The 24,822-nt window shown below is 36.2% G+C and carries 23 protein-coding genes, 4 tRNA genes and 2 riboswitches; of the genes, 7 read left to right on the top strand and 20 right to left on the bottom strand.

From position 1 onward, the window contains the following. Positions 1 to 189: 189 nt before the first annotated feature. From KGF34_RS00740 to KGF34_RS00725, 4 genes are all read left to right on the top strand, one after another. Positions 190 to 621, top strand: a complete 432-nt coding sequence (locus KGF34_RS00740) for a single-stranded DNA-binding protein (protein ID WP_252559507.1) — start codon at positions 190 to 192, stop codon at positions 619 to 621. Between the two features lie 144 nt (positions 622 to 765). Beyond that, complete coding sequence (locus tag KGF34_RS00735) at positions 766 to 2,046, top strand: ATP-binding protein (protein ID WP_195410812.1); 1,281 nt, start codon at positions 766 to 768, stop codon at positions 2,044 to 2,046. After that, positions 2,039 to 2,677 carry a hypothetical protein gene (locus KGF34_RS00730; RefSeq protein ID WP_243240602.1) on the top strand — a complete coding sequence of 213 codons (639 nt, stop codon included), beginning with the start codon at positions 2,039 to 2,041 and terminating at the stop codon, positions 2,675 to 2,677. The genes KGF34_RS00735 and KGF34_RS00730 overlap by 8 nt, the downstream gene beginning before the upstream one ends. Positions 2,678 to 2,964: 287 nt before the next feature. Next, on the top strand, positions 2,965 to 3,516 hold the full coding sequence (locus KGF34_RS00725; RefSeq protein ID WP_195410814.1) for a hypothetical protein: 552 nt from the start codon (positions 2,965 to 2,967) through the stop codon (positions 3,514 to 3,516). 217 nt (positions 3,517 to 3,733) lie between these two features. Here KGF34_RS00725 and KGF34_RS00720 read toward each other — a convergent pair whose 3' ends face one another. The 18 genes from KGF34_RS00720 to KGF34_RS00635 all read right to left on the bottom strand — a co-directional run bounded on the left by KGF34_RS00720 (position 3,734) and on the right by KGF34_RS00635 (position 19,998). After that, positions 3,734 to 4,312, bottom strand: coding sequence for a type III toxin-antitoxin system ToxN/AbiQ family toxin (locus tag KGF34_RS00720; protein ID WP_243240603.1), 579 nt, complete (start codon positions 4,310 to 4,312; stop codon positions 3,734 to 3,736). A gap of 377 nt (positions 4,313 to 4,689) precedes the next feature. Further along, positions 4,690 to 5,331, bottom strand: a complete 642-nt coding sequence (locus KGF34_RS00715; RefSeq protein WP_117704815.1) for a hypothetical protein — start codon at positions 5,329 to 5,331, stop codon at positions 4,690 to 4,692. A 532-nt stretch (positions 5,332 to 5,863) separates the two neighbouring features. Then, positions 5,864 to 5,938 (bottom strand) — tRNA-Gln (locus KGF34_RS00710). 64 nt (positions 5,939 to 6,002) lie between these two features. Further along, positions 6,003 to 6,078: transfer RNA gene (locus KGF34_RS00705), tRNA-Lys, on the bottom strand. 3 nt (positions 6,079 to 6,081) lie between these two features. Next, positions 6,082 to 6,158: transfer RNA gene (locus KGF34_RS00700), tRNA-His, on the bottom strand. 4 nt (positions 6,159 to 6,162) lie between these two features. Then, positions 6,163 to 6,239 (bottom strand) — tRNA-Arg (locus KGF34_RS00695). 215 nt (positions 6,240 to 6,454) lie between these two features. Beyond that, a complete protein-coding gene (locus tag KGF34_RS00690) occupies positions 6,455 to 7,564 on the bottom strand; it encodes an AAA family ATPase (protein WP_252559506.1) in 1,110 nt (369 codons plus the stop codon). 103 nt (positions 7,565 to 7,667) lie between these two features. Further along, a complete protein-coding gene (locus tag KGF34_RS00685) occupies positions 7,668 to 10,223 on the bottom strand; it encodes an InlB B-repeat-containing protein (RefSeq protein WP_252559505.1) in 2,556 nt (851 codons plus the stop codon). 154 nt (positions 10,224 to 10,377) lie between these two features. Beyond that, the gene (locus KGF34_RS00680) at positions 10,378 to 11,061 is read right to left on the bottom strand and encodes an ECF transporter S component (RefSeq protein WP_195410819.1); all 684 of its coding nucleotides are present in this window, start codon (positions 11,059 to 11,061) and stop codon (positions 10,378 to 10,380) included. A 1-nt stretch (position 11,062) separates the two neighbouring features. Beyond that, a complete protein-coding gene (locus KGF34_RS00675) occupies positions 11,063 to 12,661 on the bottom strand; it encodes an ABC transporter ATP-binding protein (protein WP_252559504.1) in 1,599 nt (532 codons plus the stop codon). Further along, positions 12,634 to 13,497, bottom strand: coding sequence for an energy-coupling factor transporter transmembrane component T (locus KGF34_RS00670; RefSeq protein WP_252559503.1), 864 nt, complete (start codon positions 13,495 to 13,497; stop codon positions 12,634 to 12,636). The genes KGF34_RS00675 and KGF34_RS00670 overlap by 28 nt, the downstream gene beginning before the upstream one ends. Then, positions 13,497 to 14,009 (bottom strand): DUF4430 domain-containing protein, encoded by a 513-nt coding sequence (locus KGF34_RS00665; RefSeq protein ID WP_022235100.1) that lies wholly within the window; start codon positions 14,007 to 14,009, stop codon positions 13,497 to 13,499. Before KGF34_RS00665 ends, KGF34_RS00670 begins: the two co-directional genes overlap by 1 nt. After that, entirely contained in the window at positions 14,009 to 15,421 is a 1,413-nt protein-coding gene (locus tag KGF34_RS00660) for a hypothetical protein (RefSeq protein ID WP_252559502.1), read from the bottom strand. Before KGF34_RS00660 ends, KGF34_RS00665 begins: the two co-directional genes overlap by 1 nt. 21 nt (positions 15,422 to 15,442) lie before the next feature. Next, positions 15,443 to 16,909 carry a DUF4430 domain-containing protein gene (locus tag KGF34_RS00655; protein WP_252559501.1) on the bottom strand — a complete coding sequence of 489 codons (1,467 nt, stop codon included), beginning with the start codon at positions 16,907 to 16,909 and terminating at the stop codon, positions 15,443 to 15,445. Between the two features lie 100 nt (positions 16,910 to 17,009). Beyond that, a riboswitch (cobalamin riboswitch) is annotated at positions 17,010 to 17,193 on the bottom strand. A 37-nt stretch (positions 17,194 to 17,230) separates the two neighbouring features. Beyond that, the gene (locus KGF34_RS00650; protein WP_252559500.1) at positions 17,231 to 17,953 is read right to left on the bottom strand and encodes a cohesin domain-containing protein; all 723 of its coding nucleotides are present in this window, start codon (positions 17,951 to 17,953) and stop codon (positions 17,231 to 17,233) included. Between the two features lie 17 nt (positions 17,954 to 17,970). Continuing rightward, positions 17,971 to 18,774, bottom strand: a complete 804-nt coding sequence (locus tag KGF34_RS00645) for an SDR family oxidoreductase (RefSeq protein ID WP_249376487.1) — start codon at positions 18,772 to 18,774, stop codon at positions 17,971 to 17,973. An 18-nt stretch (positions 18,775 to 18,792) separates the two neighbouring features. Next, positions 18,793 to 19,422 carry a class I SAM-dependent methyltransferase gene (locus KGF34_RS00640; protein ID WP_252559498.1) on the bottom strand — a complete coding sequence of 210 codons (630 nt, stop codon included), beginning with the start codon at positions 19,420 to 19,422 and terminating at the stop codon, positions 18,793 to 18,795. A 306-nt stretch (positions 19,423 to 19,728) separates the two neighbouring features. After that, a complete protein-coding gene (locus KGF34_RS00635) occupies positions 19,729 to 19,998 on the bottom strand; it encodes a transposase (protein ID WP_252559496.1) in 270 nt (89 codons plus the stop codon). A gap of 220 nt (positions 19,999 to 20,218) precedes the next feature. On the opposite strand from KGF34_RS00635, the gene KGF34_RS00630 reads away from it, so the two are divergent. Next, positions 20,219 to 20,761: a stage V sporulation T C-terminal domain-containing protein gene (locus tag KGF34_RS00630; RefSeq protein WP_186935064.1), complete on the top strand. Its 543-nt coding sequence runs from the start codon at positions 20,219 to 20,221 to the stop codon at positions 20,759 to 20,761. Positions 20,762 to 21,163: 402 nt separating this feature from the next. On the opposite strand, the gene KGF34_RS00625 is transcribed toward KGF34_RS00630, so the two are convergent. Both KGF34_RS00625 and KGF34_RS00620 read right to left on the bottom strand, forming a co-directional pair. Beyond that, a complete protein-coding gene (locus tag KGF34_RS00625) occupies positions 21,164 to 21,589 on the bottom strand; it encodes a flavodoxin (RefSeq protein WP_252559489.1) in 426 nt (141 codons plus the stop codon). A 23-nt stretch (positions 21,590 to 21,612) separates the two neighbouring features. After that, complete coding sequence (locus tag KGF34_RS00620) at positions 21,613 to 22,158, bottom strand: DUF3793 family protein (protein ID WP_252559487.1); 546 nt, start codon at positions 22,156 to 22,158, stop codon at positions 21,613 to 21,615. A 268-nt stretch (positions 22,159 to 22,426) separates the two neighbouring features. Next, positions 22,427 to 22,497: riboswitch (Fluoride riboswitch) on the top strand. 54 nt (positions 22,498 to 22,551) lie between these two features. On the opposite strand from KGF34_RS00620, the gene KGF34_RS00615 reads away from it, so the two are divergent. Both KGF34_RS00615 and KGF34_RS00610 read left to right on the top strand, forming a co-directional pair. Next, entirely contained in the window at positions 22,552 to 23,775 is a 1,224-nt protein-coding gene (locus tag KGF34_RS00615; RefSeq protein WP_252559485.1) for a chloride channel protein, read from the top strand. A gap of 39 nt (positions 23,776 to 23,814) precedes the next feature. Continuing rightward, positions 23,815 to 24,795 carry an asparaginase domain-containing protein gene (locus tag KGF34_RS00610; RefSeq protein WP_252559483.1) on the top strand — a complete coding sequence of 327 codons (981 nt, stop codon included), beginning with the start codon at positions 23,815 to 23,817 and terminating at the stop codon, positions 24,793 to 24,795. The last annotated feature ends 27 nt before the right edge of the window (positions 24,796 to 24,822 follow it).

The following is a 24,822-nucleotide window of genomic DNA, read 5'->3' as shown; positions in this document are numbered from 1 at the left end:
GCTCTTCCCCTACACTATTTTAAAGTTGACTGTAAAATAACTTTTGCAAAGTCATAACCTGTGCAGCTACTCGCCTACAATTAAACACCCGAAAGCAGAGAAAAAATAAATAAACAACCTATTGTTTATCCACAAGTGTCCCACGGTGGGACACTTAACTGATATATTAATAAAAAAGGAGTCATAAATATGTTAAATCGAATTGTACTCATGGGAAGACTTACTGCTAACCCTGAACTCAAATCAACTACTACCGGAAAAAGCGTAACAAGTTTTAGTATCGCAGTTGAACGAAATTACAACAAACCCGGTGAAGAAAGAAAGGTTGATTTTTTCAATGTTGTCTGTTGGAACTACACAGCAGAATTTGTATGTCGCTATTTTGCAAAAGGCAATATGATTGCTCTTGAAGGCAAACGACAAAGTCGTACATATCAGGCCAATGACGGAAGTACACGCTATGTAACCGAAATTGTCGCAGATACAGTATCATTTACCGGTGAGCGTGTGCAAAAAGCAAATAATAATAAAGACTCTTCTTCAACTACATCTGAACAGCCGCCTTTGCCATCACAACCCGATTTTGAAAATATGCCTCTTGATGATGATTTACCGTTCTGAAGCTGCAACAAGTGTCCCACCGTGGGACACTTGTTAAAAAATCAAAATATTTTGTGCAATAATATTGCATAAAATATAAGTATAAGCTATAATATTAATATAAAACAAATGCAAAAATTTGATTGCGAATTAAGGAGAATAAGTATGATAGTTGAAATAAGAATTAATAACTGCTATATTTTCAATCAAGAAGTTGTATTTTCAATGAACGCAGATATGCGTAATAAAAGATTTATCACTAATGTTCATAAAGAAAACAATTTCAATATATTAAAAGCTGCCGGCATATATGGCTCAAATAATACAGGTAAAACACGCTTTATTAAATGTATAGCTGATATTAAAAATGCCCTGTTAAACAGAAAATCAAGACTAATGTCTAATTTATTTACAGACAATTCAATATGTGAACTTGGCATTACTTTCTTAGAATTTAACAGAGAATTTTCATTTGATTTTAAATTTGATGAAAATAAAGAAGAATATATATATGAATGTTTTTCAGAAATAATAAAAGACCAATACGGCAACGAAAAAACACAATGTTGGTTCAAAAAAGATGTGAAAAATAAAGAATATTACTGTGCAGATGAAAATTTAGATACAATGTTACCCGTTATATCAAATAATAGTCTGTTCTTTTATCAGATTGATACAACAAAATTCAAATATCTTGATGAAATGAAAAAAATACTAATCAGCTTTGCAAATAAAATTGATATTGTTAATATGAATAATATTCCTATCAAGCATACTATTGAGCTAATGAAAAATAAAAACAATCTTCAAAACAAGATTGTTGAATTTATTAAAAACGCAGATTTATATATGGATAATTTTGAATTTGTTGATATGGATAAAATAAAATTTTCCAAAAAAGATGAAGGAAAAGCTGATGAAAATGCACTAAACTTACCTGACAGCATTATGGATCAAATTCGTTTAGTTTCAACATATAAAGGTATTCAAGTACCAAGTATGATATTTGATTCCACCGGAACAAAGAAAATAGCAGCATTAGCAAGCTATGTTATTGAAGCGTTGGAAAAAGGCCGAATTTTAATTATAGATGAACTCGACAGCAGCCTTCATTTTAAACTTACAAGAGCCATAGTAGCTATGTTCAATAATGAATTAAATACTAAGGCACAAATGATATTTACTGCTCACGACATTAGTTTAATGGATTGCAAAAAGCTGTTTAGAAAAGAACAAATATGGTTTGTTCACAAAGATAAGTACAATGTTTATTTTTATTCACTTGCTAATTTTACAGCTCAACAAGGTGTGCGTGAAACCACAGATATTATTGAAAAATACAAAAAAGGTGCTCTCGGTGCAATACCGGAACCTGATTTAATCAATACGCTAATAAGTATTCATAATGATACAGTGAAAGGAGGTACATCATCTGATGATGAATAACCTACCTATATTTTTTGACAAGCAAAGAATATGTATTATTTGTGAAGGAAACGAAGAATACTTTTACCTTGACAGACTTAAAGAGTTACAAGTATGGAACGACCAATACCATATAGAATTAGTTAATGCTAATGGAAACGGTAACATACCTGCAAGATACCAAGACCGCTATAATAGTGACTCATATGATATTGTTCTTGTATTCTGCGATACAGAAAAAAAGCCATATGAACAGTACAATGACATAAAGCGTAAAATCAATGAATTTCATGGAATTGACAATATAGCTGACTCACTAATCATATTCGGTAATCCGTGTACTATGCAAATTGTTTCAAAACATTGGACAGATGAAAATCTCAACACCCCTGCCAAACCTGTAAATGCTCCGTTAATTAAGCATTTTACAGGCGTAGAAAATTATAAAGCAAAAGCTAATCAAATAGAAAAAGCTATGCAATTTATTACAAAGGAAAACTACTATGATATGAAGCGAAGAGTTCAAAATTTAGAATCTGATGACAGCATAAAAGGAAGCAGCAATTTTAAAAGATTTTTAAAATATTTGGAGTCTGACAATAGTAGCTGGATTGAAGAAATAAACAAAAGACTTATAGTTGAAACTGAATAATCATTTATCCGCAAGTGTCCCACCGTGGGACACTTGCAGAAAATCATTGACATATTATTCTGCAATGTGTATAATAATATTGTAGGGAGAAATCCCAGAGAAAATACGCTTACTGATCGGCGTTCCTAAATTGACAGTTTGATTGAATATGCCTACCGTTCGGCGTTCCTAAATTGACGGTTTGATTGAATATGCCTACCGTTCGGCGTTCCTAAATTGGCGGTTTGACGAAAAGCCTCTTACCTTAATGGTAGGAGGCTTATTTTGTAAAAGACAAAGGAGAAAAAATGAAGGAAAACAGTTTTTATTTAATTGATAACTCTTATATTAAATTAATCAATAATTTGGGTGGTAAATACGGTGACAGTAAACAGCGTCCAATTTATTGTTGTATTAAAGATAAAAATATTAACGGATTATTTTGGGCTATACCAACAAGTGATATTTCTCACAGAACTCAAAATCAAATTGCCAAGTATAATAACTACATACAACTACCAAAAAATGATATTCGTTCTGCGTATTATCATATTGGTTACACCAATAAACCGGCACTATATAGAATTAGTAACTGCTTTCCTATCACAGATAAATATATTGCTAAAGCATACATTTCGCAAGGCAATCCCCTTTGCTTAAAAAATAAACAAGAAATTGAAACTATACATAAAAAATTACTGCGTATTCTGTCTTATGAAGGTCGTTTTCCAAATAGACTTGAACAACACATAACCGATATAAAGAATTATCTTATAAATGAATTACAATTACAGAATATACTTCTACCTAATCAAATACAATCACCACAACATTTAAATAATTTTAATCAAAACATATAAATAAGTGTCCCATCGTGGGACAGTTAATTTGTTTTTCCTGCAATTCTAAAATATCAAATACTGTTATTTTGATACCGCAAGTGTCCCACCGTGGGACAGTTAATTTATTTCCTGCTATTTTAAAACATCAAATGCTGTTATTTTGATACTTCAAGTGTCCCACCGTGGGACACTTGTACTAAAAAAGCCTTCTGCCAAATTCGGCAGAAGGCTTATATTATATTCCTTGTGTAAATTCATTTGTAGGAACAGGTGGTATTTGATTTGGTAAGATTGGTTGTTGGGTTTGCAATAACTGATTTTCATATTCTTGACACTTTTGCTCAAGAAAAGAAAAGTCACAACTGTTTTTAACAAGTGTTGGGCTTTTTGCAAGCATTACCCTTTTATGCGTTCTTTTAGCTAAATTTCTTATAGTATCTTGATTGTCTTTACAATATTTAAGTTCTTGGGCCAACAAAGCTCTGTACTTTAAGTCCGGTTCAATATCAATTCTTCGCTGTTTAATAATTTCTAACGGAACAGGAAACATATAATTAAACCTTAAAGATGAGATTGTATTTCCGTTCTTATCGCAAATCAGAAAATTATCAGGTTTCTTAAATTTATAAGATGATACCGGGACAAAATAACTTACATCATTAATCTTAAGTACAATACCACATATAAACTTAGGCTTATGATTTTTACCATAATCCATATTCGGAACACGAGTAAAACCCCGCTTTATACTCTCGGCCTTTTGTAAGTATGTAATATAACTATTTGGTACAATATAAAAATCAAGGTCTTTCAAATGCATTTCTCCTTAAAACAAAAAGGGAACGAAAATTCGCTCCCTTTTTTATACATTACGGTCTGCATTTAGAGCTGCAGAGCACTCAACATAAATCACCTACATTTAGAGCTGCAGGGCACTCAACATAAATCACTTGCATTTAGAGCTGCAAGGCACTCCTCATTAAAGACATCATTGTGTCCACTTATATTATATGATATATTTATAAAAAAATCAATAATTTTTGAAAATACTTTTTAAATTCTCATTTTGGTTGGTTGAGAGAACCGCTTTTATTATAGTCTTATGAAAAGCAATCATCAATAATAAAACCGTATTACTGCAAGTGTCCCACGGTGGGACACTTGTGATAAAATAAACTGTCTAATTACTATCTATTTTTCATCTTCTAATGTAGTGTATTCCAAAATATCAATTTGTTGCATATCATCAATCATTTCATTGACTTGCCTATAAATATAATAATTTCCCTGTGGTGTTCCGCAGTGCTCACATAAATTCATTGGATAAGATGTTTTTGTAGTATTACTATATCTTACATCAATTCTATCAGGAAAAGCGTTCATAAGAATACTGTCAAATTTTGGTAAATTGCCTATAACACTTAATCCAAAATATTCGATAGACGGATCCATTATGTGAGCAAAAATATCTTGACTATTAGTAAGCCTATTTATATCCCAAGGATAAGTTAAATCATCGTAAGGGCTATATTTATATTTTATGTAAGTTATAACATTTGTCAATCCGTGACATCTGAAACATTCTTTTTTAAATGTATATACGGTAAAAGGTAATTTCCCTTTTATATATGACTCCAATACAAAGTTTGATCTCTTGTTTTCCAAAATTTCAATACTCTGCTTATTGTAATAATACTTTTTCCCGTCCTTGTTAAATATTACACATATTTTATTATTAACTTCTTCAGCCGAATAAACTTGAAACTTTTGACCATTCGCCTTAACTAATATCGTCTTAATAATTATCACTCCTACTATATAGTGATTTTTCATCACTATATTTTATTTATAATAAGTGTCCCACGGTGGGACACTTAATTAAATAGTAAAACTAAATTTAACTATATTTTCCATTACATATTGACATTTTTCTCTTAAAATGGTAAAATGTGAGTGCAAATAAAATAAGCCCCTCAGCTTATCAACGACTGCAATCGCTGATAAGCGTGCGCCCCGAGTATTCCATGTACTCAGAACTTGAGAAGCTAAACATGCGTATTGCTTAATTCTATACGCTTTTAGATATTTTGTCAAGACCTGTACTATTTATCCGGTGGTGCAGGTCTTACTTTTTTGCAAATAAAAGTTAATAAAGGACAGATAGGGGTATTTCTTTCCACTGCGGAATCGGTGTGCAACCACCTATCCCTTTGTGTAGTTACCTCGTGGTTGTTATCGGCTTGAACTGATGTTAGCTAATGCGACAATCCAACGAGAGGAAGCGACTATCTGAAACCTATTACTGTTAAATAAACAGCAAAGCGATTTAAGTAGTTTTGCTTAACTATTTAAATCACTTTACTTTTGGCTGGGCTGGCGGGATTCGAACCCACGGGTGACGGAGTCAAAGTCCGTTGCCTTACCGCTTGGCGACAGCCCACCATTTAAACCCAACTCGTGGTTTTTAAATCAAAAGCCGCACAAAAGTAAAATGTGCGGCTTTATGGTGACCCATCGGAGATTCGAACTCCGGACACCTTGATTAAAAGTCAAGTGCTCTGCCAACTGAGCTAATGAGTCAAATGGGGTGGAATGACGGATTCGAACCGTCGGTCTCCAGTGCCACAAACTGGCGCGTTAACCAACTACGCTAATCCCACCATGTGGCGCGGCAAAAGGGACTCGAACCCCTGACCTACTGCTTAGAAGGCAGTTGCTCTATCCAGCTGAGCTATTGCCGCATACTTAACTTAAAAATTTGTTTTTCCCTTAAGTCAGCTTCATTATTATACATCAGCAAACTCCATTTGTCAACACTTTTTTTAATTTTTTATAATTATTTTCCTGTTTTAATTTGATAATGAAGTTAATGATATTGGCATTTTAACACATTGCAGATAATAATGTCAATATCACTTGGTATTAATATCGAAATGTTGTTATCAACTAAGTTATCTTAATCAGTCCCTTTGTTATGAACCATTCTTTGCGCAAGTGCAATGTTTCTGTATTCGGGTTCGTGACTTACTTCTCTTATAAGTTTAATAAAAGGAGGAAGTTTGTAAGGCTGATCTTCTGACAGCAATTCTATCTCAAGCGTTGCTCTGTCATTCCAAAACGGATATATATCAAGTTCAAAATATTCGTCATCATACACTATGCAATATCTGTCCTTTGAAATAATACCCGTTATACATTCTTTTCTTGAAAGATAATTATTGTATTCGGCTTGTGTCAAATAAGATTCTTTTTCTATCCTTTTCAAATCATTAATCTTGATTTTTACCGTTTTAATATATACTGCGTCTTTGCCGTAACCACGCTTCCGTATTCTGAACATTCCTTCCTCGGGAGTGTTTAAATATGCCTGAGTAATCGCAACCTTTCTGCAAGCAGTCATATTATTAAGATAATCAATATCAGGGTATTCTATCAAAAACTTACGCTCAATTTCAAGAGGTTCCGGAACACCGATGAACCCTAATACTTCTTTAAGCAAATTATCGAGCCTTTTATTAAAATCACTGTTATTTGGTATAACTCGTAGGTGTGATGTGCCTGTCCATATAGAAAGTAATTTTTCGTCAAGTTCCTTGGCGAGCTTTACATCTTCTTTTCTGACAGAATTGCAATTTTTAATGTAAGTGTTTTCATCTGTACAAGCAACACTTTTTAAATGAAATACAGCATCATACGAATTTCTTAATACATCTTCATTTTTATTACTTATTGAAATATATTTTTTAAATTCGGCATCGGTAACATATGCTTTGCTGTCAAGCAATCCTCTGTCAAATAAAATTACAGCCTTTTCCCCATTGTATGCCTTAGCTTTCTCTTCGAGAGAATTTTCTTCTTTTAATTGAGTTTCAAAAAGTTGTTTATGGAACTCATATACACCAAGTTTTTGCGGAGTAATGCCGTTGCTCAATAAATTACTTGCAATTTCTTCTAATATAAAAACTTTTATATTTAACTTTTCAAGTTCATCTTTCAAAAAATTCAAAGCAGTTGTTTTACCGCCACATGGACCGCCAGTCAAAACTATTTTAATTACCTCTGCCATAAATTCACCTCATTTAATTTATTATAACCTTTGAAATATTTATTATTATTCTGTATTTGAAAAAAGGCGATTGCAAAATTAATCTGCAATCGCCTTTTTAATATTACTTACTTCGTTTTTTACCGAAAATTATTGTTCCTGCAAAACCTGCTGCACACAAACCGACAAGCACACCTAAGAAAGTGAGATTATCACCTGTTTTTAAGGTAATAGGCTCAACATACTGTGTTTTATAAACCCTTTTTTCCTGAACAACGGTTTTAACTGTAGGAGTCGGCTGTACAGTTGTCGGTTGCGGTTGTGGCTCTGTTTCTGCTATTTTGTCAAACAAATAAACATAAACAACATCTTCAATTCCTGATACAATTTCAGTCGGTTCAATGTCCCACTTGCCGTTTTCATAACCGTAATTTGCTGTCATACCTGTTGGAATATTGATTCTTGCAGTACCGTTGACATTCCACTTACCTTCTTTGTCAAGCAAAGTTACATAGTATGAAATATCATTTGCACTCTTATCTTCCCAAGTACCGTTTACTACTTTAAAGGTTACTTTCTTCTGATATTTATCCGGTATTCCGTCAGGCTTTTCTCCGTCACCTATCTTATCTACTTCCCATATTGCCGTGAAGATATAGGCTACATCGTCTTTGCCTTTCTGCTTATCCCAACCCATAAATACATAGTTTGTTCTCGTTGGATCTTCGAGTTTTATATTCTTTTCAAGAACAAATGTTGCTACATCATCACCCGAATAGGTTTTGTTATCGTGAACCCATACACCGCCGTTCGGCTTTACCTGTATTTTCTTTCCGTACTCTACTACCTGTGTAGCAGGTGTTGGTTTATCGTTTTCGTTTGGTTCTTTGTAATCAACTTTCGGGTCGGTTTTCTTTGTAAAAGTATAAGTGTAAGTTTCCGCATTTGTTCCCTTTACAGGTGACTTTGGTTCAATATCCCACTTGCCGTTTTCATAACCGTAATTTGCTGTCATACCTGTTGGAATATTGATTCTTGCAGTACCGTTGACATTCCACTTACCCTCTTTGTCAAGCAAAGTTACATAGTATGAAATATCATTTGAAGTCTTATCTTCCCAAGTACCGTTTACTACTTTAAAGGTTACTTTCTTCTGATATTTATCGGGGATTCCGTCAGGCTTTTCTCCGTTGCCTATCTTATCTACTTCCCATATTGCTGTGAATTCATATTTTCTGTCAATTGAATCTGTAATTTGTTGGCTGTTGCTATAAGTGCTTTCACCGCACTTCCAACCGTCAAATACATACTCATACTTAGTTGGTTTATTATCAATTGTTTTTACGAATTCACCCTCACGGTAAACAAATTTTGTATCGCCGTTGAGTGTACCACCATCAAGATTATAAACTACAGAGTAATATTTTATCTCTATGCTGTTATCATCACTGTCAATGGTAAGAACCGCATTATCAATCTGTTTATAATCATTACCGTCTTTTAAAAGCACTTTATAATTGCCTTTAGCAAGTTCTGCAGTATAACCGTTATCACCGCTCTGCAAGACAATGTAATCACTGTCAGACTTTACGGCAACCTCGTACGGTTTACCGAATATGCTTTCGGTATCCGCTACAGTATCATCAAGGTTGAAAACCACACTTGATGTATAGCAGTCCTTTGTTGTGTCTTTTACATAGGCGTATGCAGTTTTAGTTGTACCGTTCTCGTCAATATAACTGCCCCGTACCTCTATGTTATATTCAGTAGAGGGAGTAAGACTGCTAAAAGTTATTTTGCCGTCAATTACTTCACCCTTAACACCCTCAAGATAATATTCGCATCTGTCATCAAGATTTGTAAGAGTGAGTGTTGTTGCAGTTGTGGAAGTGTTAGGTTTTTTAAATACTATTACGGTTGTAGTCGAACTGTTTTCCGAGTTTTTATGGAATTTGCAGTTTCTCTTTTGAAGATTAATTTTAATTACACCTTCACCGGCTTTTAAACCGGTTATTGAGTAACCGCTTTCTGACTTGCTTAAACTTATGCAATCGCTGCCGGAAATTATTGTTCCCTGACTTACATAACAGGCAGGACATACAACATGAACAACCGAGCTTTGACCTAAGAGGTTAAGAATATCAACGCTCTCACCCTCAAACACACCAAACACTGCGTTTGCCATATCTTTTGACAGGTCATAATTTTTGAAATCGTCATCATACGACGCTGTCGCAATGATATTTCCGTCAGAATCCTTTACTGTTACGGAAATGCCGCCTTTTAATTTTTCAGAGTTAACAGATGCACCGTAAACTGCCGCATAAGCAAAGCCTTTGTGCGAATAGCTGCGGTTATAAGATCTGCCGCTCATATTATCAGAAGCGAACAAGCCTTTATCCGAATTGTAAATTTCAATTTCGCTTTTTGTGCCACGCACCACAGCCATATCGTGCTTGTCAAATACATACAGATAAGTGCCAAGCTTATTTTTCCATTCGTAAGTCAGCTCTTGAGGATTACCGTCGTAATTGCTTACTTTTGCCATTAAAAGCTCACTTGAACGAAGATCGTTACTGTCGCCCCTCATAAATCCGACAATTTCTACTGTCGGATTTGCACCGTCAAGTGCAAGTACGGCCGAGGGAACACCCACCGCACCCAAAATTGTTGCTGCCAATATAAAGCAGAAAACTCTCTGCAATGCTGACAACAACGTTTTTTTGTGTTTTTTTAACATTGCCATATATTACCTCCATGCAAATGATTATATGCAGAAGACAGGCAAATAATACACGGCAAAATAAAAAGGGAAAGCTAAACTTCCCCTTGTCCTAAAAAATTCCGTATTTAGTTTTTAATCGTTGCAATTTACTTCCGATTGGTTTTGTAAGCAACAACAGGAATATTACATTTGAAACCATATAAACAACGGTAAACGGTGCTGCGGTTGTAATGCTTGCCACAAATCTTGCTATATTAAATGTGCCGTCAGCCCAGAGAGTTGTCCATACATCCATTATAAAAGAAAATGCTATGCCCGATAGAGCGCCGTAAATAATAAGCAACACCTTACTCTCAACAAGTTTTTTAGCAAGCAAGCCCGCCAAAAATCCGATAAGTCCCCACGCAAGCATTTGAAACGGAGTCCATGGTCCTTGTCCAAAATAGAAATTTGAAACCACAGCAGAAAAAGATCCTGTAATAAAACCTGCTTCACTGCCAAGATAAATAGCGGTAATAATTACAATTGCAGTAACGGGCTTAAAAAACGGAATGGGAGCAAATACAAACCTGCCCGCTACCGACAATGCCGTCATAACAGCTATTATAACAATTCTGCGTGCATCGTTTTTACCTTTTTCAAAAGAAATAAAAAACGGAATACAGGCAACCACCGACAAAGCAAGCGATATAAAGGCATATTTGCGGTCGCCGAAGAAAAACACTCCGCAAAGTACAATAAGCGGTGCAACCACAAAAACACATAAGTATTTTATTATCTTTTTAGCAGTCATTTTACTCCTCCTTAACAGCGGAAATCAACTCTTCCGTTGTTATAATGCCGTCTTTTATACCTCGTGAAATTTTATTTGCAGAAGTCGTATAAAATCGTTTTCCGCAATAAAATTCGTGCGGTTCAAGTCTTTTTGAAAGAGTACCGTTAAAAAGCATTGCACATACAGTGGAAACTTCAGCCGAAAAATCAAGGTCATGTGTAACAAGTAATATTGTAATTTGGTTGTCGGAAAGTTCTTTTAAAGTTTTTGCAAGTTCTGCTTTTGAAAAACTGTCACAACCCTTTGTCGGTTCGTCAAGCAATAATATTTTCGGTTCGAGAAGTAAAAGTTTTACAAAACCTGCACGCTGAATTTCACCTCCGCTAAGGTCATACGGATGGTGATTTAAAAGACGGTGTACATTAAACTTTTCTGACAATTTATTAATTTTTTCCAAATCCCCGCTCACGCTTTTAAAGTCTTCAAGCAAGCTGTCTTTAACAAATAACAATTGTGGATTTTGAGGCATAGTAGCTGTTTTTTCATTTAGTTTCACCTTGCCTCTGTACGGCTTAAGCCTTGCTCCTATTACGGAAAGCAAAGTTGATTTTCCGCTGCCGTTTGCACCGACAACCGAAAAAATTTCCCCTCTGTTTACCGATAAATTAAGACCGAGGAGCACATCATCAGACTTTTTATCATATCTGAAATATACATTTTTAACCGATAATATTTCATCGTCGGAATTATTATTCTGCAATGTATGTTCTGTAAAAGAATTATTTTTGCTATATTTTGCAAAAAGTTCTCTGCCTTCTTTGACCGTAACGGGGCATTGCGATTTACAATCCGTTACGGAATAAAGCCGTGCAGGCACGGGCAAAGCGAGCATCATAGGATGATTTTTTGAAATTTTGCTAAGAGCATTGCAAGTATCTTTAGGTGCTGTATCGGTAATTATTTTTCCTTGCTCCATAACAATAATTCTGTCTGCAACGGGAAACAGTTTTTCAAGTCTGTGTTCGGTAATAATTACAGTGATACCCAAGTCTTTATTAAGCTTGTCAAGAATTGTAAAAAAGTTTTCTGCCGATACAGGGTCAAGCTGACTTGCGGGTTCGTCAAGAATTAATACATCAGGCTCGGCAACAGATGCCGCCGCAAGATTAAGAATTTGCATCTGACCGCCAGAAAGTGAGTTTGTCTTTTGTTCTATTATTTTTGAAAGTCCAAAGTAAGTAGCCGTTTCACTTATTTTAATATTTATTTCTTCACTCGACATTCCCATATTCTCAAGCGTAAAGGCAAGTTCATGGAGTACGGTATCGGTTACTGTTTGATTTTCGGGATTTTGCGAAACATAGCCAATTTTAAAAGCCGTATCTTCTTCACTGCATTTTTCAATATTTTCGGAACAGAAAAATATTTCTCCCGTTTTTGTGCCGTGAGGAGCTGCCTGCGGCTTTAAAAGTCTTAGCAGTGTTGTTTTTCCGCAGCCGGACTGACCGCAGATAACACAAAACTCTCCCCTTTTCACAGTGAAATTCACATTATCCAAAGCCTTTTCCTGCATCTGCGGATAAGTAAAACTTAAATTTTTGACAGAGAAAATTTCCATACAAGCTCCTCCTTTAACTCAATGATAAACGGCATAAATGATAGTACACCGAAAGCCGACATTCCGAGTACGGATAATATTGTAATATCACACATCTCGATATGCGGATATATAAGAAAATCAAGTTGACCTGTCGCTAAAGCAAACAGCACTGTAGTCAACATTCCCAGAGAAAGTACAGTAAAAACCGTATCTGCTTTTGTAAAAGGAAAGCGGCAGTAAAAACTGCGCTTTTTAACTCCGTATCCTCTTGCGCTCATTGAATCGGCAGTTTGAACCGAACCCTCAAGCATTACGGAAACCGAAGCAGAAAATGCACCTATGTATTGTTTAAATTTATTTTTACCGCAAAAATCGGATTGAGCCGCCAATGTGCGCTTAAACACAAGAATAAATTTAGGCACAAAATGAAGTACCATTGAAAACAATAATGCAAGTCTTGGTAAAAATCTTCCGAAAATATATATAAGTTTTTCGGAATCAAACACGCTGTTGAATACCGAAAACCAAAGTATTACGCTCAAAAGCATCAGTCCGAGCACCGCACCGTAAACTATAGCCTCAAGCGTAACAGGAATATCATTTATAAATATAAGCGGTGTTACTCCCTTGTGTGAGAAAAGCGGATTGGTTATTGTTACAAGTAAAAAAATCAGCACATAACCAAAAAAGGATTTTAAAAATAATTTAAAACCCTTTTGTAATACAGAATAAGCCGCCGCTCCGAAAAGCGACAGCAGTAAAATTATATAATTCCATGTAAACATTGATACCAACAGCACAGATACAAAATATATAAGCTGTGCCAGCGGATTAAAGGAATTAAATCTTAGCATTATTCTTCTCCTGTAAATTCGTTTCCGATATCTGCGCCCAAATCGCAGGTATATAAGAATTTAATTGTATCTCCGTCATGCAAATCATAAGAATTGCAGCCTACCGACGGAAAAACATCATTTACGCAGTATTCCCAACCTGAAAGCTGACCGCAAGAAAATTCATAAAGATTTGCAATACCCTCGATATAAATATCTGCGTCCGTTCCCTCGTATTCATATTGAATTTTATTCTGACGGCAGGCTTCACTAAGCGCATCATATGCGGTAGCATTTTCGTCAAGAGTAATCTTTGTAGGCTTGAGAATTACGCCGTCACTCGGAACATAGCTTTCAAGACCGCTTTCAAGCTGATCCATATTATTTAAAATGGTTGAACAGTTGATTGAAAAAGTAACCTCCATCCCCTCTTTTTGAGATGAAGAGGAATAGTAGTCATCGGGAGTTTGAACCGAACAGCCGCATAGCACGGCAGTAATTATCAATACAAGTAATAAAAGTTTTAATTTCATTATTTGTCACCTTTTCTTTTGCCGAATAATCTGAACGGCTCACCGTCTTTTTTCAGCACTGTTAATCTTATAATTAAAAGCACAGCCGCTACTGCCACAAGTCCGATAAGAGAAACATAGAAAATAAAATTATTGTCGTCATCCGAATTTGCCGCCGCTACGGAATCCGGAGTAGATGCAAGCGTAAAAGGCTCGTAATTGTCATCTGCCAAAGCCATTACCTGATCATCATAATTTTCCGCATTATTGGATTCGGGCTTTACAGTTGTTTCCTGCTGTCCTTCGTCAACTTGCGAATTATGTTTTTCTGTAATATCACCTGTATTTACAGAATTATTTTTATTGTTGCTGTCTATATTAACCTCAGAACTGTCTGTGTTTGAATTTTCAGTGTTCTGTCGGGAATTTTCGCTATTAGAATTATTTTTCTTTGTATCGTCAAATTCAAAAATCTCGGTATTGCCCTTTGACATATATTTATATAAATCAACAAGTGAGTTTAATGCCTGATAACACGCAATATTATTCGATTTTCCGTTTTCAATATGAGAAAAACCGCCGTCAGAATTTTTGAAAGTCATGAGATTGTCAACAAGAGTGTTGCCGTTTTTAATAAATCTTGAATCCGACTGCACATCTATATCGAGTGCAACAAGCGCAGAAATAACTTGGGAAACACTCTCGGAATTTACTGTGCCGAAAGAAGAATATCCGCCTTTTTCATTTTGTTTTTTTGACAAAACATTAAGTGCTCTGTCAATAGATTCTTTTACCGTACTGTCAGATTTATAAGGAGCAAGTGCCTGTAAGCACATTGCGGTAACATCGGTATCGGCAGACTTTCCCATAAGTGTAAAACCACCGTCCGAAAGCTGTAAGCCTATAATTTTTTTAATAAAATATTCTCTGTCATATTTTGCGTCACTCGGAACTTTTGCATTTGCACAGTCGAGTGACAGCAAGGCATAAACATATGCATTTATACCTTGCTTGTTCACATTTTCACTGTTATAAACTCCGTCACTGAGCAAATTTTTGCCGTTGATATTTTCAGGATTAAGTCCGCAGGCATAAAGTGCAAGTGAGGTACGCTGAAAATCTGTAGCTTTGCTTTTTGATTTATATAACTTTTCGGCAGATTTTATCATAGAACTTTGTACAGCAGTTACATCTGTACCGTATTTTGACAAAGAAATAATATACCACTGTGTTTCAGAATTATCTGTGGTTTCAGAAAGTTTTTGTACAAACGAAGCTGTATCGTCAGCCTTTAAAATTGCCGATTTATACGAGATAATTCCGTCTATAGTTTTTGAAATATCTTCTTTTGTGTAGTTTTCAGCCGCATTTACTGTTACCGATAAAGATAACATTACTGCGCATATAAGTAAAGCTGTCAGTTTTTTCAGCATAATTATCATTCCTTATTAGAATTATTCTGTTTCACCCGAAAGAATTGTCTGAAGTGCTGTAACATCATTTACATCAACTTTTCCGTCTTTGTTTACATCAGCAATTCTTACTTGTTCTTCGCTAATATTGTTATAATTGCTAAGGTATGTCTGAATAGCTGTAACATCGTTAATGTCTACCTTACTGTCAAGGTTTACATCATTGACAATCTTTGTATCTACAAATACTGTGTAGTCATCTGCGTAACGAAGAACTGCAGGAGCACCGCTGTAACCGTACTTTTCAACCTGTAAGCTGTGGTCGCCGAATGTAAGCTGATCCTTATCAATTACAACTACACCGTTATAATCTGTTGTGTATTCTTTGCCGTCAAAATATACTGTCATATTATCAATCGGAAGAACAGCGTCACCGAATGTAGCCTTTGCTGTAAATGTAATTTTACCCTCGCTTGTAAGCAATGAAGTATCTGCAATCGGGAGGTAGCATGGATACTCACCGTAATAAAGAACTACTGTATCATTATTATTAAGTGTATAATCGTTTACTCCTACATTAGGAACTACGCTGTTTACAGCATAATACCAGCCGTCCCAGCCGCCGAATGAACCTGCTGCAATGCCGTTTACCTCTGAAATATAGCCTGCATCTGCACCTACTACTTCGATATTATCAGAAACTTCGTCTGCATATGAGATAAGCTGACCGACATTGCTGTCCTTTGCAATTTCAAATGTGTCTTTAAGGTAGCAAGCCTCCGGACCTTCAATTCTGAGATTTACATTAATTGTGTTTTCTCTTGCAATATTAACTGTAAAGTCGTCAGCATAACGAAGTACGGCAGGAGCACCGTTTGAATTTTTCTTTTCAACCTGAACACTGTGCTCACCTGATGTAAAATCAGCCTTGCTAAGTGAAATTGTACCGTTTTCATCTGTTGTATAAGTATGACCGTCAAAAGTTACTGTCATATCTGCAATAGCAACTGTGCTTACGGTCGGATTCCAGTCGCTGTCATATGTAGTTGACTCTGCATTAAAACTGATTTTTCCGTCACTGTTTAATGCCGAAGTGTCAATCTGCGGAAGAAGACAAGGAAAATCACCGTAATAAAGAACAACTGTATCATTGTCGCTAAGTGTGTAATCACCTACGCCAACATTTGGTGAAACTGAATTTACAATATACTGCCAGCCGTCCCAGCCGCCGAATTTGCCTGCTGTTTCGCCGTTTACATCTGTTATGTAATTATTTTCGGCGCCTGTTACCGTAACATCATCAGAAAGCTTGTCTGCATACTGAATTAAGTCAGCTGCCGTACTACCCTGTGGAATTTCATAATTGTCATAAAGCACACAAGAATTCACACCCTCAATACGGAGTGAAACTGTAATGTCTTTTGTTTCTGCCGCAAATGCCGTAACTGCAGATGCAGAAACAAGCAAAGTAGCAAGTGAAGCAGAAATAAATTTTGCTGTTGTTTTCATAAACATTCTCCTTAAATAAAAAAATAGCCCCTTAAAAGAGGCATAGCTATATAAAGGGTAATAATTTACCCAATAACTATTCTCCCACTGCCCAAGAAAGTTTTTCAAACTATGTTATGGCAGGTCTCCTGACTTACAGTCTGCGTTAAAGCAGCCAAGGCGCCTTCTCGGTTTCCCAATGGCATGAGCCAAGGCTATAACTGTTTACAGTAATGGCGGTTGTGACGGACTTGCACCGTCTTCCCTATTAATTAAATGAATAAACCATAACAAATATTAAGTTCAAATTAAATTTTATAGCATAATCGGTGTTATGTCAAGTTAATGCCTGTCTTTTTCCTCTTTTGCCTTATTTTTCCGCTTTATCACAGATAAATACAGCATAAAACACAAAACACCGACAGCAAGTCCGCAAATAACTCCAACTATAAGCATAAATACAGTGTTGTCTGAAAATTTGCCGTTTAATGAACCGAGTTCGTCAATACTGCTTTTTTCTGAATTTCCTGTACTTTCATTGCTTTCGGATTTATATTCCGTTGTATCCGATTTTTCATTATCATTTGATTTTTCACTGCCTTGTTTTGTAACACTTACCTTACCGCTTGAACATTGCGAAATTTCAACGCTTTCTGCCGAAGAATTAACACAATCATAGGCTGTATATTGCAAATTACTCTGACCTTCGGCTGTTGCCTTAAATTCTAAAGTAAGTATTACCGTGTCATTATCAATATTTTTGCCGTCTTTGCAAAGGTAAGATACATTTAATGTACTTCCGTTATCATAAGCATAAGCCAGACTGTCCGAATCGGAACTGATTGAACGGTATTCTATTATATTTCTGTCATAAGTAAATTTTAATAATACGGCAGAGATTTTTTCGGACGATTTTGCCTTTACATCAACCTTAAAAATTCTGCCTTTATCACAATTTATATCTTCTGTTTTGAAAGCTACGCCGTTTGTATCGGCGGCAAAAACAGAAACAGCGGAGAAAATTATGAAAAGAACCGTAAACATTAATAATACAAATCTTTTCATATTTTCTCCGCTCCTTTTTAAGCGTGTTCTGCTTTATTAAAATTTTTTTGTTCGGTATCTGACCTTTGTCCCTCTTTTTTGCTCTGCACATTGTAGGAAATGCGTGTAAGCATATTTTCACTCACAAACCGTTGAGCAACTTTTGCTACTTTCATTGTAAAGCCGGGAATAATAACCATTTTGCCTTTCATAGTTTTCTCAATCGCATACTTAGCAACAAAATCCGGCGAAAGTCCGTTAAGGCAAAACTTTACATCCGCAACATTATTAAAATTAGTATTCACAGGACCGGGACAAAGCACGGAAATTTTAACATTACTGCCCTGTCGCCTCAGTTCTTCGTGAACAGCCTCTGTAAGCCTTACAACATAATTTTTTGATGCATAATAACTTGAAAAAGTCGGACCCGCCAAAAAGCCCGCTGACGAGCCTACATTAAGAATGTAGCCTTTATTTTTCTTAACCATATCCTGCAAAAAGCATTTTGTCAGAATATGCACTGCACTTATATTTGTGTGAATTAAATCAAGCTCTTTTTTCAGCGGTACATCCAAAAATCTGCCATATGCGCCAAAGCCTGCATTATTGACGAGAAAATCTATATCCTCGTCTTTTAAATGCTCATACAAATCAATAGCGTCTTGTTCCCGTGACAAATCAATGGTGATTACTCTGACATTTACATTTTTAAGTTCAGCCTTAAGCTCTGTCAGCTTATCATAGTTTCTTGACGCAACTATCAAATCATACCCCATTGCAGCCAAGATTCTCGCAATTTCCTTACCAATCCCCGAACTTGCTCCTGTAATTAAAGCCTTCATATATTCACCTGCTTTTATTTATTTTTTGACACCGATGGCACAAAGCCATGTAGTGCCGTCCTTTTTATGGGTTTCAATGTCTTCAAAGCCTGCCTTTGCAAGCATTTCCCGTATCTCCTCCTCTGTCACTGTTTTTATGCCTACCTTGTCCTCTACAGCCTTCCATTTATCAGGTTCTTCGGGAGTTTTCAGCATTTCAAATACAAGCATAATCCTGCCGTTTTGCTTTAACACTCTATAAATTTCTTTTAAATCATTAAGTTTGTCCGGCCAGAAGTAATAGGTTTCTACCGCAATTACAACATCAAAGCTGCAATCCTCAAACGGCAAAGACGAAACCGAGGCAAGTACGATTTTAACCTTATTACAGAGAATGTTTTTTCTGTTCTGTGCCTTTGAATGTTTGATACAAAGCGCAGAATAATCTATTCCGTAAACCTTGCCGTTACCGATTCTCTCTGCTATTCTCGACACGGTAAGACCGCCGCCACAGCCAACATCAAGCACACGATAATGTCTTTCAAAATTTATATGATCAAGCGCCCAACCGGTAAGCTCGTAATGTCCTTCATTCATGGAACTAATCATTTTTTTGCCCCAAAAGCCCTTCGGCTTCTTGGCATTTTCCAACAGCTTATGATATTTCACAAGAATCTTCCTTTCCGTAAAACACATATTAACTTTATCAAATATATTAATTTTGCTTTAAACTCATTATTGTGCTATCGATTATAACACATATTTATACATTTTACAATTACTTATTGATTTATTTTATTTGATTTTTGTTCATCAATAAGTTCCTGCACCAAATAATCGTCACTCATACAATACATATCCGATATACCCTTTTAGGTTTTATTGTCAAAAGCCAAAATCATATTTAATTTTACAATACTATGTTCTTTCCGTCCCATTCAACCGAAACCGCTTTATTATCATTTTCCGAATTAATTAATAATCCCTCATCAAGATTTTTGGTGGAATGGTGAACGGACAGAAGGAATAGAAAGATAGCGAATCAAGGTAACCGTAGCCGATTCGTTTAGCGACCTTGATGTTGTTGTTGAAGTCTTCGAGCTTGTCGGTGTCATCTGAGATATCGGCTACGCTTTTTGGATTGTACTGTTCAATAATTTGCTTTGCGAGGTTCTCGCCCGGTGTGCTTTCTCTCTTTTTTGCCATTTCGTTCATTCCTTTTTCCTTTCTTTCATTGTAGCACACTTTTTCCCAATTGCAAAAAGTGTGCTAGTTATTTTTCTAACTTACACACTTTATTTTACAAGCTCAGGTGTAGCAATAAAAATTCTACACTTTTATTTTCCCATAAATTAACAAAATCAAAACGGCTTTATTTTGTAAAAAAGCGGAATAAAAGAGATTACAAGTCAAACAATATTAATGCAATATTTTGCAAATATTACAAATTCAGGGGAGTTTTGATATGAAGGCAACAGGTATTGTCAGAAGAATTGACGACCTCGGTCGTGTTGTTATACCAAAAGAAATTCGTCGCACCCTGCGTATTCGTGAGGGCGACCCGCTTGAGATATATACTGCTACCGACGGCGAAGTTATATTTAAAAAATATTCACCTGTAGGAGAATTATCGGCATTTGCCTCACAATATGCGGAAGTTCTCTCAAGAGTAAGCGGTTTACCCGTTATTATTTGCGACAAAGACCATGTTATTGCCGCATCGGGAGTATCTAAAAGAGAATTACTTGAACGACGGGTTTCACCTGTTCTTGAAAATTATATGGAAAGCCGTAAAAGTTATACTGCAACACAGGCTACGGTCGGTGATATTCAACCGGTTGAAGGTGTGGAACACAGAGCGGCAGTCATATACCCTATTATTGCCGCAGGCGATGTTACGGGTGCAGTTGTAATGCTGATGGGCGAAGATAATAAAGTTCCTACTGAAACAGAGGTTAAACTTGCTCATTCAGCGGCCGCTTTTTTAGGAAAACAAATGGAAGAATAAAATATAAGGGTTGCCACAGGCTTGTGTGACAACCCTTATTATATGAAATTATGGTTTATCACACGAGTTAAGTGAAATAATAAAAAATTTAGGTCAAGGCTTTTTAAAGACTTGCAGGTTTAAACAAAACCCATAATATCTTCCGATATTACAATTTATCGGGCACAAACAGTGTGGCTGTTCAGCTATCGTTAGATTGCATAAACGGAAAGTATTTGTGGGCTTTGCCCACACCCACAACCTTTGAAAAGGTTGACCAAACTTTTATAATTGACTGACGAAGTATTCTGTTAAACCCTAATTACCCTATTAAATAAACTTTTTACAATTAAAAACTGCCGCTCATTACAAGCGGCAGTCTTTAAGAAAAAATATGAAATGTATAAGGGATTGGTTAATTTATCAGCCTGCAAGTGCTGCACCGAGTGCATTACAGTTTGCCGTGGCTTCGTCATCGGGAGCATCATTGCAGATAACACTTTCTGCTGTGAGAACTGCGCCTGCCGAATTACAGGTTTCCTCCCATGTTCTCATCCATTCGCCGTCACCCCAGCCGTATGAGCCGAAGAGGGCAATTTTCTTACCGTTGAGCTTTGGTTCACATTCATTGAAAACAGGCTCAAACTCGCTGTCCTCGAGTGTTTCGGCACCCATTGCCGGGCAACCAAATGCAATTGCGTCAAATCCGTCTACTTTATCTGCAGAAAAATCTGTTACATTAAATACAGAAACCTCTGCGCCTGCGCCTTTTGCGCCCTCTGCAACAGCGTCAGCCATTGCCTCTGTGTTGCCTGTTCCACTCCAGAACACTACTGCTATTTTACTCATAAATTAATTACTCCTTTGTAAATTTATACGGTAAGTCGTTTAAGCGACGAACCCTGCAAATATTTTTTGCAGTATATATTAGTACATTTTTTGTACTTTTCAAATGTCTTTTTAGCATTATCTTCATCGTGATATACTTTCCAACATCCGCAGCATTTAAAGTTTTTTCCTTTATTTTCAATAAAACTTATTACATCGTCAATCGGATAGCCTAAAAACAATCCTATCTCGTGAGGAAATCCGCCGCAAGAATAAACTCTTGCCGAAAGCTCGTTTATAAGCTCATCATTGGTAGTTCCTCTATACCCTATTGAATTTAAAAACTTTTTGTTTTTGCCGTTTTGCATATCTGCGTTTAATTTTTCCGGACGATAAACATAAATCAACGCTCTTTCGGACGAACAGTACAGTACACGGATTGACACACCTTTTGCGTTGAGAACAGAGTTTAGGGAGATAATATCTTTTTTCAGCCTATATATGCTGTCAATTCGGCAATTAACCAAATTTCCTGTTTTTATATTCGCCAATGTCGGTGAGCAGTGGCGGACTAAAATTTCTTCAGACATAATACTCCTTTTAGTTAGCTTTAACTAACTATTATTTCATAATTAACGCCCTTACAGGCGTTGATTTACATTTATTTCTGTAATTATAGAGGCACAATTACAATAATGGAAAGATTCTTGCTTTAAGTTAGTTGTCACTAACCTTTTGCATAATTATAATACAACATCTTTCTCTATTTGTCAACACCTATTTTTAAATTTTTTAAATTTATTTTTTGCTCTTGCATTTTTTGTCGGTACAGTATATACTATATCCATAAATGCATAATATATGTATGGGAATGAGGTTCTCCCACGGATTTTTCCGAAACCGCTTTTGCTGATGACTTCTGTTTTATACAGGGGCATTGGCTTTTTTTATGCCATTTTTATTACAAAATTTTGAGGTGAATTATGAAAAGAAAGTTTGTTGATTTCAAGGTATTGACGGCATCTCTTTGCTGTGCCGTTGTTATGGGCGTAATTTCTTTCGCGTTTTTAAAAATGCTCGGATTATCGTCCGTATTCAGGGAGTCTTTTCCTTATTGCATATGGTTTTTGCCACTTTCGGGTATACTTACCGCTTTTGTATATAAGAAATACGGCGGTGAGTCCTCAAAAGGCAACAATCTTATAATTCAGAGTGCAAACGAGGGTGTAAAAGTACCTAAAAGGCTTGCAGTTCTTACATTCTTCTTTACACTGCTGACACACTTTTCGGGCGGCTCGGCAGGCAGAGAGGGCACTGCCGTTCAAATCGGCGGCGCTCTTACAAGCAATGTTGCCGACAAGTTCGGATTTAAAAAAGAGGACAGAAAAACTATCATTTTAAGCGGATTAAGTTCGGCATTCGGCTCCGTATTCGGCACTCCGCTTGCAGGTGCATTCTTCGGTATGGAAGTTTGCTGCATAGGTCAGCTTTCCGCAAGCGCTGTTATTCCATGCTTTTTATCATCTTATCTGGCAAATGCTGTTACGCTTTTGCTCGGCGCAACACACGAAGTCCATACTATCGCAAGCATTCCTAACTTTGATTTTAAACTTATATTGATATTTGTTTCCGCATCTGTATTTTTCGGACTTCTCGGAAAATTATTTGCTCTTGCGGTCAAATATTTAAAATTATTATACGCAAAAATTTTTAAAAATACCGTTCTCTCTGCATTGGCAGGCTCTGTTGTTGTCACATTGCTAATCATTTTATTAAATCTCAACAAATATGAAGGACTTAGCACTTGGCAGCAAACAACCGCATTCGAGGGCAATGCAAATTGGTACGATATGCCCGTAAAATTCATTTTGACAGCGTTCACACTCGGAGCAGGATTTCAAGGCGGTGAAGTAACTCCGTTGTTTGACATAGGGGCGTCATTCGGCGGCTGGTATGCAAATTTATTCGGCATTGAACCGAGTTTTCTTGCGGCAATTGGCTTAATCTGCGTGTTCGGTTCTGCCGCAAACACACCGATTACCACAATTATGCTCGGTATTGAGCTTTTCGGCGCCGAAGCCGCGCCTTATTTTGTATTTGCAAGTCTGATAAGTTTTATAGCGTCGGGCAAATCTGGAATTTACTCTTCACAGGAAAGAAAGCTAAGTAAAAGTCTGTTTTCAGCAAAGGCTGATTTTTCCGAATAAATATGGTACAATATAAAAAGAAATAATCGGAGGTGCTGTATGAAAATTTTAGTTGTTTTTACAGGCGGAACTATAGGCAGCTGCTACAATGACGGTGTAATTTCTCCCGATTCAAGTACCCGTTACAAGTTAATCGAAATGTACAAACAAAACGGAGGTTATGCTGAATTCGATGCGATCTCTCCTTACACGGTACTTAGCGAAAACTTAAACGGCGAGTATTTTAATTTACTTTATAATTCCGTCAAAGAAAATATAAATAATTATGACGGCATCATTGTTACCCATGGTACAGATACACTGCAATACACTTCCGCTGTGCTTTCTTATATGTTCGGCTTGTGTAATACTCCTATTGTGCTTGTGTCTGCAAATTATCCGCTCGAGAGCAAAAAATCAAACGGACTCGAGAATTTTTCCGCTGCCGTGGATTTCATTAAATCAGGCAATAATAAAGGCGTATTTGTCGCATACAAAAATAACGGCGAGCATACAAACATTCACCGTGCCTCTCGCCTGCAAAAACACCTTGCTTATTCGGATAAAATCGAAAGCGTTAATAATATTTACTACGGTGAAATCATTAACGGCAATTTTATTAAAAATATCAATTATACAGAAAAGCAAGATGAAATAAAATTTGAGAATATGCCTGTTTTCAAGTCAACTTCCCCTGTACTTAAAATTACACCGTATGTGGGAATGGCTTATCCGCAGCTTAATAAAAATATTAAAGCCGTATTGATGGAAAGCTATCATTCGGGAACTGTAAATACCGCAAGCAAAGATTTGGAGAAATTCTGCAATACAGCCATACAATTTAACATTCCTGTATTTTTAACAGGCAGTGAGACAGGATTTTTTTACGAAAGCAAAGAACTTTATTCAAAATTAGGCATTCAGGTACTCCCTACTGTCACTCCGATTTCTGCTTATATTAAGCTATGGATATTATGCGAAAACAATGAAAAAGACATTTATAAAGCCTTTTCAAAATCCATCGGCGGAGATATATTATAAATCTATAAACATAAAACTACAGCACCG

It is taken from the genome of Ruminococcus sp. FMBCY1 (assembly GCF_023921805.1).
Lineage (GTDB): Bacteria > Bacillota > Clostridia > Oscillospirales > Acutalibacteraceae > Ruminococcoides > Ruminococcoides intestinale_A.
Note: the sequence above shows the minus strand (reverse complement) of the source record. Positions and strands in the feature narration are given on the sequence as shown.

Excerpts from the sequence above, each read along its gene's own strand:
- KGF34_RS00620 (WP_252559487.1), bottom strand. The coding sequence starts at position 22,158 with ATGTCTGAAGAAATTTTAGTCCGCCACTGCTCACCGACATTGGCGAAT.
- KGF34_RS00645 (WP_249376487.1), bottom strand. The coding sequence starts at position 18,774 with ATGAAGGCTTTAATTACAGGAGCAAGTTCGGGGATTGGTAAGGAAATT.
- KGF34_RS00740 (WP_252559507.1), top strand. The coding sequence starts at position 190 with ATGTTAAATCGAATTGTACTCATGGGAAGACTTACTGCTAACCCTGAA.
- KGF34_RS00650 (WP_252559500.1), bottom strand. The coding sequence starts at position 17,953 with ATGAAAAGATTTGTATTATTAATGTTTACGGTTCTTTTCATAATTTTC.
- KGF34_RS00615 (WP_252559485.1), top strand. The coding sequence starts at position 22,552 with ATGAAAAGAAAGTTTGTTGATTTCAAGGTATTGACGGCATCTCTTTGC.
- KGF34_RS00670 (WP_252559503.1), bottom strand. The coding sequence starts at position 13,497 with ATGCTAAGATTTAATTCCTTTAATCCGCTGGCACAGCTTATATATTTT.
- KGF34_RS00610 (WP_252559483.1), top strand. The coding sequence starts at position 23,815 with ATGAAAATTTTAGTTGTTTTTACAGGCGGAACTATAGGCAGCTGCTAC.
- KGF34_RS00675 (WP_252559504.1), bottom strand. The coding sequence starts at position 12,661 with ATGGAAATTTTCTCTGTCAAAAATTTAAGTTTTACTTATCCGCAGATG.
- KGF34_RS00630 (WP_186935064.1), top strand. The coding sequence starts at position 20,219 with ATGAAGGCAACAGGTATTGTCAGAAGAATTGACGACCTCGGTCGTGTT.
- KGF34_RS00660 (WP_252559502.1), bottom strand. The coding sequence starts at position 15,421 with ATGCTGAAAAAACTGACAGCTTTACTTATATGCGCAGTAATGTTATCT.
- KGF34_RS00625 (WP_252559489.1), bottom strand. The coding sequence starts at position 21,589 with ATGAGTAAAATAGCAGTAGTGTTCTGGAGTGGAACAGGCAACACAGAG.
- KGF34_RS00655 (WP_252559501.1), bottom strand. The coding sequence starts at position 16,909 with ATGAAAACAACAGCAAAATTTATTTCTGCTTCACTTGCTACTTTGCTT.
- KGF34_RS00680 (WP_195410819.1), bottom strand. The coding sequence starts at position 11,061 with ATGACTGCTAAAAAGATAATAAAATACTTATGTGTTTTTGTGGTTGCA.
- KGF34_RS00735 (WP_195410812.1), top strand. The coding sequence starts at position 766 with ATGATAGTTGAAATAAGAATTAATAACTGCTATATTTTCAATCAAGAA.
- KGF34_RS00715 (WP_117704815.1), bottom strand. The coding sequence starts at position 5,331 with ATGAAAAATCACTATATAGTAGGAGTGATAATTATTAAGACGATATTA.
- KGF34_RS00730 (WP_243240602.1), top strand. The coding sequence starts at position 2,039 with ATGAATAACCTACCTATATTTTTTGACAAGCAAAGAATATGTATTATT.
- KGF34_RS00665 (WP_022235100.1), bottom strand. The coding sequence starts at position 14,009 with ATGAAATTAAAACTTTTATTACTTGTATTGATAATTACTGCCGTGCTA.
- KGF34_RS00725 (WP_195410814.1), top strand. The coding sequence starts at position 2,965 with ATGAAGGAAAACAGTTTTTATTTAATTGATAACTCTTATATTAAATTA.
- KGF34_RS00690 (WP_252559506.1), bottom strand. The coding sequence starts at position 7,564 with ATGGCAGAGGTAATTAAAATAGTTTTGACTGGCGGTCCATGTGGCGGT.